The following is a 14,675-nucleotide window of genomic DNA, read 5'->3' as shown; positions in this document are numbered from 1 at the left end:
TGCCGACGGCGCGTGCTCATCGCCGACGCAACTACGCGACTATCGCGTCGAGGTTGCACGCGATCACCGATGGGCCGTGTCGGCGGCTCAGCTTTTATCCACCAAGTCCTGGATATAAGCGGCCAAGGTGATCTCGCCGCGAACCGGCTCGCCCGGAATCGGATAATCCTCATCCAGCGTTACTGCGGTCATGTCGGCATACGACTTCGCCGCCGCCTCGGAAAAACCGAGTTTTCGATACGCGGCCACCCATTGCGCGCGCGGCACCACGTCGACTTCGACCTCGCGACCCAGCGCCCGCGCGAACGCGTCGGCCACATCGGTGGGCGAATACGGCCGCGGGCCTTCGACGTGATGCATGCCGATGTTCGCGGCCGGCTCGGTGATCAGATCGGCCGCGACGCGGCCCAGGTCGCGCGGCGCCACCATTGGCAGGGTGAAGTCGGCCGGATAGAAGCTGAGCACCTTGCCGTGTTCGCGCGCGCTCCGCAGCGAGGCATCCCAATTGCTCATGTAGTACGCGGCGCGAATGACGCTGAAAGCAATCGGCTGGGCGCGCAAGGCCTGTTCCATGGCGTACAGGATGCCGAGGTCGCCGCTGCGGTCGCGGTCCTGCGCGCCATAGGTGGATTCGGCGACGATCTTCTCCAGGCCCGAGCCTTCGATCGCGGCGAGGATCGCGCGCAGGTTGGCTTTCTCGACCGCATCGGTGTCGGTGGACGGATCGGCCGGCGGGTTGAGCAGGAACAGACGTCGGCCGCGCTGCAGCACTCGACGCAGTGCCTCGACGTCTTGCACGTCGACGACCGCGAACCGCGCGCCCTTGCGCTCCCAGGCCTGGCGCGTCGACGTGTTGCGCGACACCACCGTGACCGCTTCGCCACGTTCGAGCAGCGTCTCGGCCAAGGCCGAGCCGACATGTCCGGTGCCGCCGAGGATGATGTGCATCGTGGCTCTCCATCACGGGTGATGGCGCAGCCTAGCCGGACGTGCGTAAGCGTCGGGCAATACTCGCGTGAAGGGAATGTAGGGTCGTGCAGCGAATACTCAGCTGCATTCGCGATCGATGCAGCGCATCGTGCGGGAGCGACGACAGTGAAAGCTGATTCGAAGAGGGATGATTCGAAGCGCGCGAGCACGTCAGCCGAAGCGGTTATGCGAACGTGTAATCCGAGCTGGTTATCCGAGCGCGCCAGTTCGAAGCGGGTCGCGTCTAGACTTTCTTCGCCCGGTGAATCATCGCCCCGAGCGGCGGCATCACGAAATCGTTGCGGATCGGCCCGGTGAGTTGTTCGAGTTGATCCGACAAGGCTTCCTGAATCGAACGCAGGCTGCCGCGGCTGATGCCGAGCTCCTGCACGAACAGGCTGGGCATGTCTTCGACCACCGAGGGGAGATAGGCCGCGTCCTTGATGCCGATGCGGTTCAACAGCCGGACCAGCTCCGGAGGCGCGTGCAACACCTCGTCGACGACCTTGACGCCAAGGTCGTCGGAGGTGGTGTGCAGCAGGCTGTCGCTGACGATTTTCATGCGGCCTATCCTACCTCCGAGGCGGATGACAAGCTGAACCGGCTTCTAGAGCGCAGCGTACTCCAACAGATAGCGGTCGACATAGCTCGCCGAAACCTGGCCGTAACCCGGCTCCGGTCCGTGGACCCCAGGCGCGGGCAGGTTGGCGCCCCAGCGCTCGGACCAGCTGTTGCGCAGAATGAAATAGCCGCCGGCCGGCTCGTCCGGATCGGCCGCGAACCCGGTCAGGCAGACCGCGTGCGCGCCGTCCATGACCGCGGTCGGCGGCGGGTCCAGCACCTGCCCCAGATTCACCGCGATCGCGGCATCCCAGTTGCTGCGGCCGCGGCCCATCGGATCGACGAACACCGGCAGGCTGACCGCCACCGCGCGTCCCTGCCGCAACAGGTCGAGGACCGGGACAGCCGCGGCGACCGGCGCGTCGACATGCACGCCGGCATCGACCGCGCGGGTCAGCGCATCGTGCAGCACCGCCGCGGACGGCCGGTCGGGACCGCCGTGGCTGATGTTGTCCGGGTCGAGCCGCTGCTCGTATTCCCACAACGCTTCCTCGGCAATGCCGTGCGAGGCCAGCACCGCCAGCGCGAATTGCAGCCAGGTGCCGTCCTGGTCCGGCAGGCCGTCGTTGCCGTGGGTCTTGATCGCCCAGTACAGGAACTGCTCGGACAGATCGATGCGCTCGCCGCGCCGGCAGCGTTCCAGTTCGACCAGAGCCGCCACCGCGAACGCGACGCAGGTGCCGCGATTGCCCTGATAACGCACCGGCCACGGCAGGCCGGCGCGCACATCCAGCGACGCGGTCTGACCGACACGCGGATACGCGGCGTCCGGCGTCGCGGTGGCGTCGCTGTCGAGCGGCACCGCGTGGCCGATCTGCCACGGCGAATTCGCCGGCGGCCGCGCGCCGCGCCGGAAGCGGCTGTCGTCGCGTCGCGGCTCCAGTTCGATCGCCGCCAGCGCGGCGTTCATGCGCGTATACGCGCCGCCGAACGAACGACTGAGGGCGAAGCTGACCCGCGGCGCATCGACCAGGCCGTTCGCCGCCAGCCCGGGAAAATCGCGCAGCAAGCTGAGTACGAGCCCGGTATCGCGCGCGCCGGCCTGCTCCAGGGTCGCCAGGCTGCGCCCGTCGATGCCCTGCTCCTGCAACGCGGCGAGCACGCCGGTGTAGGTACGCGACCGCTGCAGGGCCGATTCAAATTCCATTTCGTACTCCTTCCTTGGCGACTCGAACGAACAGGCGATGGCGCCAGCGACGCGAACGCGCGCGGCGGCGATGACGGACGATGCAGTTTCGGCCGGCGCGATCGCACACGCCGATATACGAAAGAAGAGGGACCATCTCGCCGTGCGTTCGCCGGGGCCGTGATCGCGGCGCGCAATCGCCATGCAATCGCCGTGCATCGGCCGATGCCGGGATTTTTGCAGAAACCACCCGGCAAAAACCGCCGCGCTCACCGCAGCCAACCCAATCCGCGATGTGCGTCACCTATGAGGCCGGTTGCGGCCGGTTGCGACAGGAACAATCGATGGCTGGGCAGCGGCCGGAGCGGCCGATCGAAACCTCGGTCGCGCGCGATCCTTTCGATGTACGCACAGAACATCTCCGCCATCGCGTCCAAGTGAACCTTGATTTGCGCGGCCGTCGGCGCGGTGGCCGAGAGCTGCTTGCCGACCGTGCCGAGCTTCGAGCTGATCGGATCGCCGGCGAGCTTGCGCTTGAGGGCGTCGCGATACAACGGCGCGGCATCGTTGAGCGCGGCGCGCATCCGCGCCTCGTCGCACTGCGATCAGATGAAGGCGGGCACCAACGCGCGCAATCGCGCGAGCGGCGCGTGCGCGGCGTCCTCGAAGATCAGCCGCACCCTATCGGCGGTCTGCTTCCATTCGTTCGATTGCAGGCGAAACAAGATCGCGGCCTTGTTGAGGAAGTGTTGATGCAGCGAACCGATGAAGCCGTCGCCTTCAAGGCGATCGCGGAAACGATCGGCAGGCGCCTGGGCGCTCCAGTCGAGTCGCGCGATCGCGAACACTTCGGCGGGTTCGCGATGATGGCCGGCGCGGACATGTCGGTATCCAGCGCCTGCACCCGCGAAGCGCTGGATTGGACGCCGCACGGCCCTGGTCCGCTCGCCGATATCGATCAGCCGGGCTATTACGCCGGCTGATCGCTGAGGAACAAGAACCGCGCTCGCAAGCCGCTGTGCGCTTGCCGCGGCGATACGCAAACGAAAGGGCTCCGAAGAGCCCTTTCGTCATGAGTGTCATGCTTAGCCCGCAATGGGCGAGCCGACGTATTGAACACGCCATCGGTGCGGGTCCCCCACCCGCACCGAGGTGCTGGCCGCACTATCGGTCAGCTCGAAGCGCCGATAGCCGCCGCCCGCGGCCGCGTCATTCCACCGTCACCGCCTTGGCCAGATTGCGCGGCTTGTCCACATCGGTGCCGCGCGCCAACGCGGCGTGGTACGCCAGCAACTGCACCGGGATCGCATGCACCACCGGCGACAGCACGCCGACGTGGCGCGGGGTGCGGATCACGTGCACCGCTTCGGATTCGCCGAAGTGGCTGTCGAGATCGGCGAACACGAACATCTCGCCGCCGCGCGCGCGCACTTCCTGGATGTTCGACTTGACCTTCTCCAACAAGCTGTCCTTCGGCGCGATCACCACCACCGGCATGGCCGCGTCGACCAGCGCCAGCGGGCCGTGCTTGAGCTCGCCGGCCGGATAGGCTTCGGCGTGGATGTAGGAGATTTCCTTGAGCTTGAGCGCGCCTTCCAGCGCGATCGGGTAATGCACGCCGCGACCGAGGAACAGCGCGTGCTGCTTGGGCGCGAAGCGATCGGCCCAGCCGATGATCTGCGGTTCCAGGTTCAAGGCGTGCTGCACGCTGCCGGGCAGATGGCGCAGCGCATCGATGAACTCGGCTTCCTTTTCCGGCGACAGCTTGCCGTGCAGCTTGGCCAGGGTCGCGGTCAGGGTGAACAACGCCACCAGCTGGGTGGTGAAGGCCTTGGTCGAGGCGACGCCGATCTCGGCGCCGGCGCGGGTGTAGTAAACCAACTGGCTCGCGCGCGGGATCGCGCTCTCGGGCACGTTGCAGATCGACAGGGTCTTGTCGTGACCGAGCGACTTGGCGTACTTCAATGCCTCCATCGTGTCGAGGGTTTCGCCGGACTGCGAAATCGTCACGATCAACTGCTTCGGGTTCGCGACCGCGGCGCGGTAGCGATATTCGCTGGCGATTTCGACCTGACACGGCAGGCCGGCGATGGCCTCGATCCAGTAACGCGCGGTCAGACCGGCGTAATAGCTGGTGCCGCAGGCCAGGATCTGCACGCCCTCGATTCCGGCGAACACCGATTCTGCCTGATCGCCGAACAGCGACGCCGAGAACGCGCCGTTGTCCATCACCGCTTCGATGGTGTCGGCGATCGCGCGCGGCTGTTCGTGGATTTCCTTCTGCATGAAGTGGCGGTACGGGCCGAGCTCCAGCGACGCCAGCGACACGTCCGACACATGGACCTCGCGGCTGATCGGCTTGCCGTGCTGATCGAACACGCGCACTTGCTCGCGGGTGACCTCGGCGGTGTCGCCTTCTTCCAGGAAGATCACCCGGCGGGTGGCCTGCAGGATCGCCGACACGTCGCTGGCGACGAAGTTCTCGCCCTCGCCCAGGCCGACCAACAGCGGACAGCCCATGCGCGCGGCGATCAGGCGGTTGGGTTCGTTGCGGCTGACCACGGCGATCGCATACGCGCCGACCAGTTCATGCACCGCGGCCTGCACCGCGGCCAGCAGATCCAGGCCCTGCTTTTGATGGTGATGGATCAGGTGGGCGATGACTTCGGTATCGGTCTGCGATTCGAACGCGTAACCGGCCGCGAGCAGGCGTTCACGCTGCTCTTCGTGATTTTCGATGATGCCGTTATGGACCACCGCCAACTCGCCGAAGCTGATGTGCGGATGCGCATTGGCCTCGGTGACGCCGCCGTGGGTGGCCCAGCGGGTGTGACCGATGCCCACCTGTGCGCGGAAGCCTTCGGCCTGCGCGGCGCCCTCCATTTCGCTGACCCGCCCGGTGCGGCGCACGCGGCGCAGTTGCGCGCCGTCGAACACGGCGATGCCGGCCGAGTCGTAGCCGCGATATTCCAGGCGCTTGAGGCCATCGATCAGGACCGGTACCACATCGCGATCCGCGATCGCTCCGACGATTCCGCACATGCTGGGGCTGCTCCTACAGGGGGGAACCCCAATTCTATCCGGGCATGGTTACCGGCACGTCCGGCGGACACCCTGTCCGTCCGGACGGACACCCGGACGGCGGTGTCCGCCCATATAAATCAATAAGTTAAAGTTGGCACGGGTTGTGCTTGGGTATAGGCAAGCACCTACTGCCGAGCCGAGCCGACATGAGCATCCGCGACACCGCCGCCCAGGACCACCGCGTCGCCGACGCCACCGTGCAGGGCCGTCATCGCCGGCGCTGGGTGCTCGGCGCCGGCGCCGGCGTGATCGCTCTGGGCGCGGGCGCGTGGCTGCTGTCGGGCTGGAGCGCGGGCAGCCAGTCGATCGGCGCCGACCGCCTGCGCATCGCCCAGGTCACCCGCGGCGATCTGGTCCGCGACATCGCCGCCGACGGCCGGGTGATCGCCGCCAACAGCCCGATCCTGTACGCCATCGCCGGCGGTTCGGTCGACCTGAAGGTCGTCGCCGGCGACGTGGTCAAGAAGGGCCAGGTGCTGGCCGAGATCGACAGCCCCGAGCTGCGCAGCAAGCTCGCCCAGGAACAGGCCACCCTGGCCAGCCTGGAAGCCGAGGCCAGCCGCGCCGAACTCGACGGCGAACTGGCGCGCTCCACCGCGCGCAAGGAACTCGACCAGGCGCGGATCGAACGCGTCGCCGCGCAGCGCGACCTGGAACGCTATCAGCGCGCCTTCGAAGGCGGCGCGATGGCCGCGGTCGACGTGGCCAAGGCGCAGGACGAATTGAAGAAGGCCGACATCGGCCTGAACCAGGCGCGCGGCGACATCGATCGTCAGGACCGCAGCGCCAACCTGGACACCCGCAACAAGCGCCTGCTCGCCGATCGCCAGCGCGCGATCGCGACCGAAGCGCAGCGTCAGGTCGAAGCGCTGACCTTGCGCGCGCCGTTCGACGGCCAGGTCGGCCAAGTCCAGGTCGCCCAGCGCGCCAACGTGGCGATCAACGATCCGGTGCTCAGCGTGGTCGACCTGGGCGTGTTCGAAGTCGAGATCAAGGTGCCCGAAAGCTTCGCCCGCGACCTGGCCATCGGCATCCCGGCGCAGATCACCAGCGGCAACGGCCAGCCGTTCGCCGCGCAGATTTCCGCGGTGTCGCCGGAAGTCGTCGACGGCGAAGTGGTCAGCCGCCTGCGCTTCAAGGACAAGCAGCCGCCGGGCCTGCGCCAGAGCCAGCGCCTGAGCGCGCGGATCGTGCTCGACACCCGCCGCAACGCGCTGATGGTCGAGCGCGGCCCGTTCCTGGAACAGTCCGGCGGCACCAGCGCCTATGTCGTCGTCAACGGCATCGCCACCCGACGCGCGATCCGCACCGGGGTGAGCAGCCTGAGCAATGTGGAAATCCTCGAAGGTCTGCAGCCGGGAGATCGCATCGTCGTCTCCGGCAGCGACCAGTTCGCCAACGCCGAAACCGTCCGTATCTCTGGAGAATGATCATGAACGCAGCCAACCACAGCACCGACACCCGCACCGACCGCAACGACGCCTTCAACCCGCAGTGGAGCTCGCAGGAACTGGCCGATGCGGTGCCGCTGCGCCTGCACCAGCTGATCGATTTCGATCAGGTCCGCGACGCTGGCAACGCCCGCAGCGCCAATGCAGAAACGGTTACGCGCCGTGCGCCGCGGATCCAACGTTATCTGGCGGCGTGTGCGCTGCCTATGTTCGTGGTGCGTTGAGGGGTGACCCGCAGCATGCGCTCTCCGCTTCTGCTTTAGCTCGTCATTCCCGCGAAAGCGGGCTCCGCTTTACTTCGGCGTAGCCGAACATCCAGAGACTTTTACGAATCCCGCACGAAAGTCTCTGGATTCCCGCTTTCGCGGGAATGACGAGCGAAAAGCAAAGCGCACCAACGAATCCGAAACATCAACTACCCGCATTACTACAAGTTCAAGGAACCTACCCTCATGCTCGACATGCGCCAGGTCACCAAGGTCTACCGCACCGAACTCGTCGAAACCCACGCGCTGCGCTCGCTGGACCTGCATGTGCGCGACGGCGAATTCGTCGCGGTGACCGGGCCTTCGGGTTCGGGCAAGACCACCTTCCTCAACATCGCCGGCCTGCTGGAAACCTTCACCGGCGGCGAGTACAGGCTCGACGGCGAGGACGTGCGCGGCCTGTCCGACGATGCGCGCTCGCGCCTGCGCAACCAGAAGATCGGCTTCATCTTCCAAAGCTTCAACCTGATCCCTGACCTCAACCTGTTCGACAACTGCGACGTGCCGCTGCGCTACCGGCGCATGCCGGCGGCCGAGCGCAAGCAGCGCATCGAACAGGCATTGACCCAGGTCGGCCTGGGCTCGCGCATGAAACATTACCCGGCCGAATTGTCCGGCGGCCAGCAGCAGCGCGCGGCGATCGCGCGCGCCCTGGCCGGCACCCCGCGCCTGCTGCTCGCCGACGAACCGACCGGAAACCTCGACTCGCAGATGGCGCGCGGGGTGATGGAACTGCTGGAAGAGATCAACGCCGCCGGCACCACCATCATCATGGTCACCCACGACCCGGAACTGGCCGCGCGCGCGCAGCGCAACGTGCATATCGTCGACGGCATGGCCACCGACCTGACCGCCGAACCCAGCCTGATCCGCGCGCCCACGCCGATGAGCAGCACGATGGACCGCGCGACCGACGACGCGGCGTCCGCCGGCGCCGTCGACACCACCCACGCCTGAGGTCGCGGCCATGTCCGGCAACAGCCAGTTCGCTTATTACTTCCAGCTCGCCTTGCGCAGCTTCAGGCGCAACATCGTGCTGACCGCGCTGATGGTGCTCGCCATCGCGCTCGGCATCGGCGCGGCGATGACCACCCTGACCGTGTTCTACGTGCTCTCCGGCGATCCGCTGCCGGGCAAGAGCCATCAGGTGTTTCACCCGCGCCTGGATGCGCGCGCGATGAACGGTTACACCCCCGGCGACGAACCGCAGGACGACATGAGCCGCCTCGATGCCGAGACGCTGTTGCGCGAAGCACGCGGCGACCGCCAGGCGATGATGTCGGCGGGCAACATCGCGATCGAGCCGCGTCGCGATAACCTGCCGCCGTTTCGTCAGAACTCGCGCCTGACCTCGGCCGACTTCTTCCCGATGTTCCAGGTGCCGTTCAAGCACGGCTCGGCCTGGAGCCGCGAAGACGACGCGCGCCGCGCGCGGGTGGCGGTGATCGGCACCAAGCTCAACGATCGTTTGTTCGGCGGCGGCAACAGCGTGGGTAAATCGATCTGGCTGGATCAGGCCGAGTTCCGCGTCGTCGGCGTGATCGAGGACTGGCACCCGCAGCCGAATTTCTACGACCTCAACAGCGGCGACAACGGCTTCGGCGGACCGGAGGAATTGTTCGTTCCGTTCGCCACCTCGCGCGATGTCCGCATGAATCCGCAGGGCAGTATCGACTGCTGGGGCGATAACAACGTCGACGACGAAGGCAACCGCAGCGTCAACGCCAAGTGCGCCTGGCTGCAGTACTGGGTCGAACTGGGCACGCCGGAAAAAGTCGCCGCGTACGAGCAGTACCTGGAGAACTACAGCGCCCAGCAGCGCGCCGCCGGCCGCTTCGAGCGCCCGACCGCGCCCAAGCTCGACAACGTGATGCAGTGGCTGGACTTCAAGCGCGCGGTGCCCGGCGACGTGCGCCTGCAGGTGTGGCTGGCGTTCGGCTTCCTGCTGGTGTGCCTGCTCAACACGGTCGGCCTGCTGCTGGCCAAATTCCTGCGCCGCTCGGGCGAAATCGGCGTGCGCCGCGCGCTCGGCGCGACCCGTCGCGCGATCTTCGCCCAGTGCCTGGTCGAGGCCGGCACGATCGGTCTGGCCGGCGGTCTGCTGGGCCTGGTGCTCGCCCAGCTCGGCCTGTGGGCGGTACGCCAGCAACCGGTCAGCTACGCCGCGCTGGCCCATCTGGACCCGACCATGCTGTTCACCACCTTCGCCCTGGCCATCGTCGCCAGCGTACTGGCCGGGCTGTTGCCCGCCTGGCGTGCCTGTCAGGTCACGCCCGCCATCCAGCTCAAGAGCCAGTGAGGCCACGCATGGACATCCGCCCCATCCTCACCACGTTGCGCCGGCACAAGACCGCCGCCGCCCTGATCGTGTTCGAAGTCGCGCTGACCTGCGCGATCATCTGCAACGCCGTGTTCCTGATCAGCAACCGCATCGACCGCCTGCAGCGTCCCAGCGGACTGGCGGAGCAGGAAATCGTCCGCATCGCCATCCGCAGCATCAACAAGAGCGGCGACGCGCAGGCGCTGACCCGATCGGACCTGGCCAGCTTGCGGGCGATTCCGGGCGTGATATCGGCCACCATCACCAATCAGATTCCTTATGGCGACTCGGCCTGGAACTCCTCGGTGCGGCTCGATCCCGACCAGAGAATTCCGACCGCCAACACCAGCACCTACTACGCGACCTCTCAATTCATGAAATCGTCGGGATTGAAGCTGATCGCGGGTCGCGAATTCACCGATGACGAAATACTTTCATGGGCCGTGGTGAATGCGCCCGGCTACGAAGCGAACTTGCCCTCGGCGATCATCACCCGCGCGCTCGGCGAAAAATTGTTCCCGGGACAACAGGCGGTCGGAAAGCCCCTTTATATTTGGGGGGATAAACCGACCCGCGTCGTGGGGGTGGTCGAGCACCTGTTGCGCCCTAACGACCTGCTGTTCGGAGCGGGCGCGTCCGACTACTCGGTCATCGTTCCGCTGGAGGTGGACTACAACTTCGGCGTCTATGTCATTCGCACCGCTCCGGAGCGGCGCGACGAAGTCATCAAGGCCGCCGGCGAGGCGTTGATCAAGAATGGACCGAGCCGGATATTGAGCGAGAGCAACGACACGCTCGAAGCCATGAGCAAGAAGTTCTATCAAACCGACACCTCGATGATCTGGCTGCTCAGCGCGGTGTGCGTCGCCCTTTTGATCGTCACCGCGCTCGGCATCATCGGCCTGGCCAGTTTCTGGGTGCAGCAACGCACCCGCCAGATCGGCGTGCGCCGCGCATTGGGCGCGACCCGCGGCCAGATCCTGCGTTACTTCCAGACCGAGAACTTCCTGCTGACCAGCATCGGCATCGTGCTCGGCATGGCGATGGCGTTCGCGATCAACCTGGCCTTGATGAAGTATTACGAGCTGCCGCGCCTGCCCGCCCTGTATCTGCCCCTGGGCGCGCTGTGTCTGTGGGCGCTGGGCCAGGTGGCGGTATACGGCCCTGCCAAGCGCGCGGCGATGGTGCCGCCAGCGCTGGCGACGCGATCGGCCTGAGCGACGCGCGTTACCAACGTCACCCCTCGCCGCTCGCAAATGTCAGCTGCCTGCGAGGGGTGACTCAGGCAAGCTGCGGCACCGATGCCGCGCTCGCCCCATCCAATACCTCACGCTCCGTCCGGCCTCGCGCCGGACGGGATCGGGACGACACGCCCGCGTTTCGCCCCAACACCACACGGAGTCCCCACATGAGCCCTTCGTCTCCGCACCGCACCCCGCGCCGTTCGCTGCCGCGCACGGCGCTGTCGACCGTCCTGTCGGCCGCGCTGTTCGGCGCCATGCTGCTGCCGGTCGTGCAGGCCGCGCCAACCGCCGCGGCCGCCGACGCGGACGCCGCCATCGCCGACGCCGCGCAGGCCAGCGACGTCGCCGCGCGCCTGCAGGCCTTCAACGCGCTGATCGACGAGCAGTGGGAAGGCCTGATGCGCGAGCAGCCCGAACAGGCCAGCTTCTTCGGCGACTACCGCTACAACGCCGCCTGGGGCGATTTCTCGCTGGCCGGCGCGGCCAAGCACAACCGCGACACGAAGGAATTGCTCGCCCGTTTCAAGGCCGTCGACACTAGCGGCTTCGCCGAAAGCGACCTGCTCAATCACCGGCTGATGCTGCTGTGGCTCGAGGCCGATCTGCGCGCCTATGCGCTCAAGTTCCATGAAATGCCGCTGGACCAGTTCAACGGCACCCATCTGTTCCTGACCATCATGGTCAAGTCGTTCCCGTTCAACGACACCCAGCAGTACGACGACTACCTCAAGCGTCTGCACGAAATCCCGCGCATCCTGCGGCAGGTCACCGAAGTGGCCCGCCAGGGCGCCAAGGACGGCTTGATGCAGCCCTCGTACCTGCTGGAGAAAGTGGCCGCGCAATGCAACGGCATCGCCGACAGCGTCGGCGAGGACAATGTGTTCGCCGCCTCACTGAAGAAGTTTCCCGACAGCGTGCCGGCGGCCGAGCGCGAGCGCTTGCGCAAGCAGATCCTCGCCGCGGTCAACGACGAAGTGCGTCCGGCTTATCGCCAACTGGCCGAGTTCGTCAGCAAGGAATACGCGCCGAAGGGCCGCAAGGAATACGGCGTGTGGTCGGTGCCCAACGGCGAGGCGCTGTACCGTTTCTCGATCGAGCAGTTCACCTCGCTGGATGTGGCGCCCGAGCAGATCCATCAGCTCGGCCTGAGCGAAGTCGCCCGGATCGAAAAGGCCCAGACCGAAATCGCCAAGCGCCTGGGCTACGCCGACCTGAAGACCATGCGCAGCGCGGTCGCCGCCGATCCCAAACGCCACGCCAACTCGCGCGAGCAGATCCTGCAGTTGTACCGCGACTATCTGGCGCAGATGGACAAGCGCCTGCCCGAGCTGTTCGGCAAGTTGCCGACCACCCAAGTGCAGGTGCAGTCAGTCGAGGCCTGGCGCGAGAAGGAAGCCTCGGCCGCGCAGTACATGCCCGGCACGCCGGACGGCAAGCGCCCGGGCCTGATCACGGTCAACACCGGCGAACCGGAAAAGCGCCTGCTGACCCGGATCGAAGCGGTCGCCTATCACGAAGGCGTGCCCGGCCATCACCTGCAACTGTCGATCGCGCGCGATCTGCCGGCGCTGCCGAAGTTCCGCACCTTGACCGGGCAAACCGCGTTCATGGAGGGCTGGGGGCTGTACTCGGAAGAACTCGGCAAAGAGATCGGTTTCTACCAGGATCCGTACAGCGATTTCGGCCGCCTGTCCGAGGAACTGATCCGCGCCAACCGCCTGGTGCTCGACACCGGCGTGCATCACAAGCGCTGGACCCGCGAGCAGATGGTGCAGTGGATGCGCGATCACTCCGACATGGAGGAACCCACCATCCAGTCCGAAGCCGATCGCTACATCGCCTGGCCCGGACAGGCGCTGGCCTACAAGATGGGCCAGTTGAAGATCCGCGAACTGCGCGCGCGCGCCGAAGCCAGACTCGGCAAACAGTTCGACATCCGCGCGTTCCACGACCAGATCCTCGGCGGCGGCGCATTGCCCTTGAAGGAACTGGAACTGCGCATCGATCGCTGGATCGCCTCGGTGCCGGCGCAGCTCGACAGCAAAAAATAATCGCGACGCTCCTCTCCCTCTCCCGCCCCGCGGAAGAGGGCCGGGGTGAGGGCCGCGCCGCCCTACCGAATGCGCGACACACCACGCAGCTCACGCTCCACGCGTGGTCGCCGCTCCATGCCCTCGCTGGCATACTCACCGCACTCGGCCGCCGTCACCGCGGCTCACTCCACACGGAACCCAGATGCGCACGGTCCTGGTCATCGACGACAACCCGGCGGTCGGCACCGCGCTGGACCTGCTGTTCGGCTTGCGCGAGATCCAGGTGATCGCCGTGCAATCGCCCGAAGCCGGGCTGGAGACGCTCGCGCGCGAAGACATCGGCCTGGTCCTGCAGGACATGAACTTCACCGCCGACACCACCTCCGGCGAAGAAGGCGTGGCGCTGTTCCGCGCGATCCGCGCGCGCCACCCGGACCTGCCGATCATCCTGCTGACCGCGTGGACCCATCTGGACATCGCCGTCGACCTGGCCAAGGCCGGCGCCGCCGATTACCTGGCCAAGCCCTGGGACGATCAGAAACTGCTGGCCAGCGTCGAGAACCTGCTCGAACTGGGCGCCAGCACGCGCGAGGTCTCGCGCCTGCACGAACAACGCCGCAAGCTGCATCGCGACCTGGAGGCGCGTTACGACCTGCGCGGGCTGGTGCTGGGTTCCGAACAACTCGCGCGCGTGGTCGAACTGGCCGGACACGTCGCCCGCGCCGACGTGCCGGTGCTGATTACCGGCCCCAACGGCGCCGGCAAGGAAAAGATCGCCGAGATCGTGCAGGCCAATTCCTCGGTCAAGTCCGGCCCGTTCGTGACCTTGAACTGCGGCGCGCTGCCGACCGAGCTGATCGAGGCCGAGCTGTTCGGCGCGGACGCCGGCGCCTACACCGGCGCCAACAAGATGCGCGAAGGCAAGTTCGAAGCCGCCGACGGCGGCACCTTGTTTCTCGACGAAATCGGCAACCTGCCGCCGACCGGGCAGATGAAGCTGCTGCGGGTGCTGGAGACCGGACGCTTCGAACGCCTGGGCTCCAACCGCGAACGCCAGGTCAAGGTGCGGGTGATCAGCGCGACCAACGCCGATCTGCCGGCGATGATCCGCGACGGCCGTTTCCGCGAGGATTTGTATTACCGGCTCAACACCATCCAGATCGACATTCTGCCGCTGGCCGAACGCCGCGACGACGTGCTGCCGCTGACCCGGCATTTCCTCCAGGACAATCCGCTCGCCGCCGGCAAACGCCTGAGCGAGGACGCCGAGCGCGCGCTGTTGCATCACGCCTGGCCCGGCAACGTGCGCGAACTGCGCAACACCCTGCAACGCGCGGCCCTGCTGGCGCGCGGCGACAGCATCGGCGTGGCCGACCTCGGCCTGCCCGCGGCCGCCGCGCAGCCGGCGATGGCGATCGGCGGCGACGAACTCGACCGCGCCACCATCGAGGCCGCGCTGGAACGCGCCGGCGGCGTCCTGGCCCAGGCCGCGAGCGAACTGGGCCTGTCACGTCAGGCGCTGTACCGACGTCTTGAAAGACTCGGCATCAAGCGCGACTGA

Annotated in this window: 13 protein-coding genes; 7 read left to right on the top strand and 6 right to left on the bottom strand. The window is 66.8% G+C overall.

What is annotated here, in order from left to right; all coding sequences use genetic code 11:
- Positions 1-87 precede the first annotated feature (87 nt).
- From AC3A4T_RS04690 to glmS, 6 genes are all read right to left on the bottom strand, one after another.
- Complete coding sequence (locus tag AC3A4T_RS04690) at positions 88-948, bottom strand: NmrA family NAD(P)-binding protein (RefSeq protein WP_487674322.1); 861 nt, start codon at positions 946-948, stop codon at positions 88-90.
- Positions 949-1,213: 265 nt separating this feature from the next.
- The gene (locus AC3A4T_RS04685) at positions 1,214-1,531 is read right to left on the bottom strand and encodes a hypothetical protein (protein WP_036108894.1); all 318 of its coding nucleotides are present in this window, start codon (positions 1,529-1,531) and stop codon (positions 1,214-1,216) included.
- Positions 1,532-1,576: 45 nt separating this feature from the next.
- Positions 1,577-2,737 carry a C1 family peptidase gene (locus AC3A4T_RS04680; protein ID WP_487674321.1) on the bottom strand — a complete coding sequence of 387 codons (1,161 nt, stop codon included), beginning with the start codon at positions 2,735-2,737 and terminating at the stop codon, positions 1,577-1,579.
- 248 nt (positions 2,738-2,985) lie between these two features.
- On the bottom strand, positions 2,986-3,300 hold the full coding sequence (locus AC3A4T_RS04675; protein WP_487674320.1) for a hypothetical protein: 315 nt from the start codon (positions 3,298-3,300) through the stop codon (positions 2,986-2,988).
- A 21-nt stretch (positions 3,301-3,321) separates the two neighbouring features.
- Positions 3,322-3,759 carry a hypothetical protein gene (locus AC3A4T_RS04670; RefSeq protein ID WP_487674319.1) on the bottom strand — a complete coding sequence of 146 codons (438 nt, stop codon included), beginning with the start codon at positions 3,757-3,759 and terminating at the stop codon, positions 3,322-3,324.
- A 166-nt stretch (positions 3,760-3,925) separates the two neighbouring features.
- Positions 3,926-5,758, bottom strand: a complete 1,833-nt coding sequence (glmS, locus tag AC3A4T_RS04665; RefSeq protein ID WP_056116016.1) for a glutamine--fructose-6-phosphate transaminase (isomerizing) — start codon at positions 5,756-5,758, stop codon at positions 3,926-3,928.
- Positions 5,759-5,946: 188 nt separating this feature from the next.
- Here glmS and AC3A4T_RS04660 point away from each other — a divergent pair, with 188 nt between their 5' ends.
- The 7 genes from AC3A4T_RS04660 (at position 5,947) to AC3A4T_RS04630 (ending at position 14,675) form a co-directional block, all read left to right on the top strand.
- Positions 5,947-7,230, top strand: coding sequence for an efflux RND transporter periplasmic adaptor subunit (locus tag AC3A4T_RS04660; protein WP_487674318.1), 1,284 nt, complete (start codon positions 5,947-5,949; stop codon positions 7,228-7,230).
- 2 nt (positions 7,231-7,232) lie between these two features.
- Positions 7,233-7,475, top strand: coding sequence for a hypothetical protein (locus AC3A4T_RS04655; protein ID WP_487674317.1), 243 nt, complete (start codon positions 7,233-7,235; stop codon positions 7,473-7,475).
- A gap of 228 nt (positions 7,476-7,703) precedes the next feature.
- Complete coding sequence (locus tag AC3A4T_RS04650; RefSeq protein ID WP_487674316.1) at positions 7,704-8,474, top strand: ABC transporter ATP-binding protein; 771 nt, start codon at positions 7,704-7,706, stop codon at positions 8,472-8,474.
- Positions 8,475-8,484: 10 nt separating this feature from the next.
- Positions 8,485-9,816, top strand: a complete 1,332-nt coding sequence (locus AC3A4T_RS04645) for an ABC transporter permease (RefSeq protein WP_487674315.1) — start codon at positions 8,485-8,487, stop codon at positions 9,814-9,816.
- 8 nt (positions 9,817-9,824) lie between these two features.
- Positions 9,825-11,054, top strand: a complete 1,230-nt coding sequence (locus AC3A4T_RS04640) for an ABC transporter permease (RefSeq protein WP_487674314.1) — start codon at positions 9,825-9,827, stop codon at positions 11,052-11,054.
- 281 nt (positions 11,055-11,335) lie between these two features.
- Positions 11,336-13,132, top strand: a complete 1,797-nt coding sequence (locus AC3A4T_RS04635; protein ID WP_487674457.1) for a DUF885 domain-containing protein — start codon at positions 11,336-11,338, stop codon at positions 13,130-13,132.
- A gap of 184 nt (positions 13,133-13,316) precedes the next feature.
- Positions 13,317-14,675 carry a sigma-54-dependent transcriptional regulator gene (locus AC3A4T_RS04630; protein ID WP_487674313.1) on the top strand — a complete coding sequence of 453 codons (1,359 nt, stop codon included), beginning with the start codon at positions 13,317-13,319 and terminating at the stop codon, positions 14,673-14,675.

It is taken from the genome of Lysobacter sp. Soil_N_51 (assembly GCF_057655755.1).
Note: the sequence above shows the minus strand (reverse complement) of the source record. Positions and strands in the feature narration are given on the sequence as shown.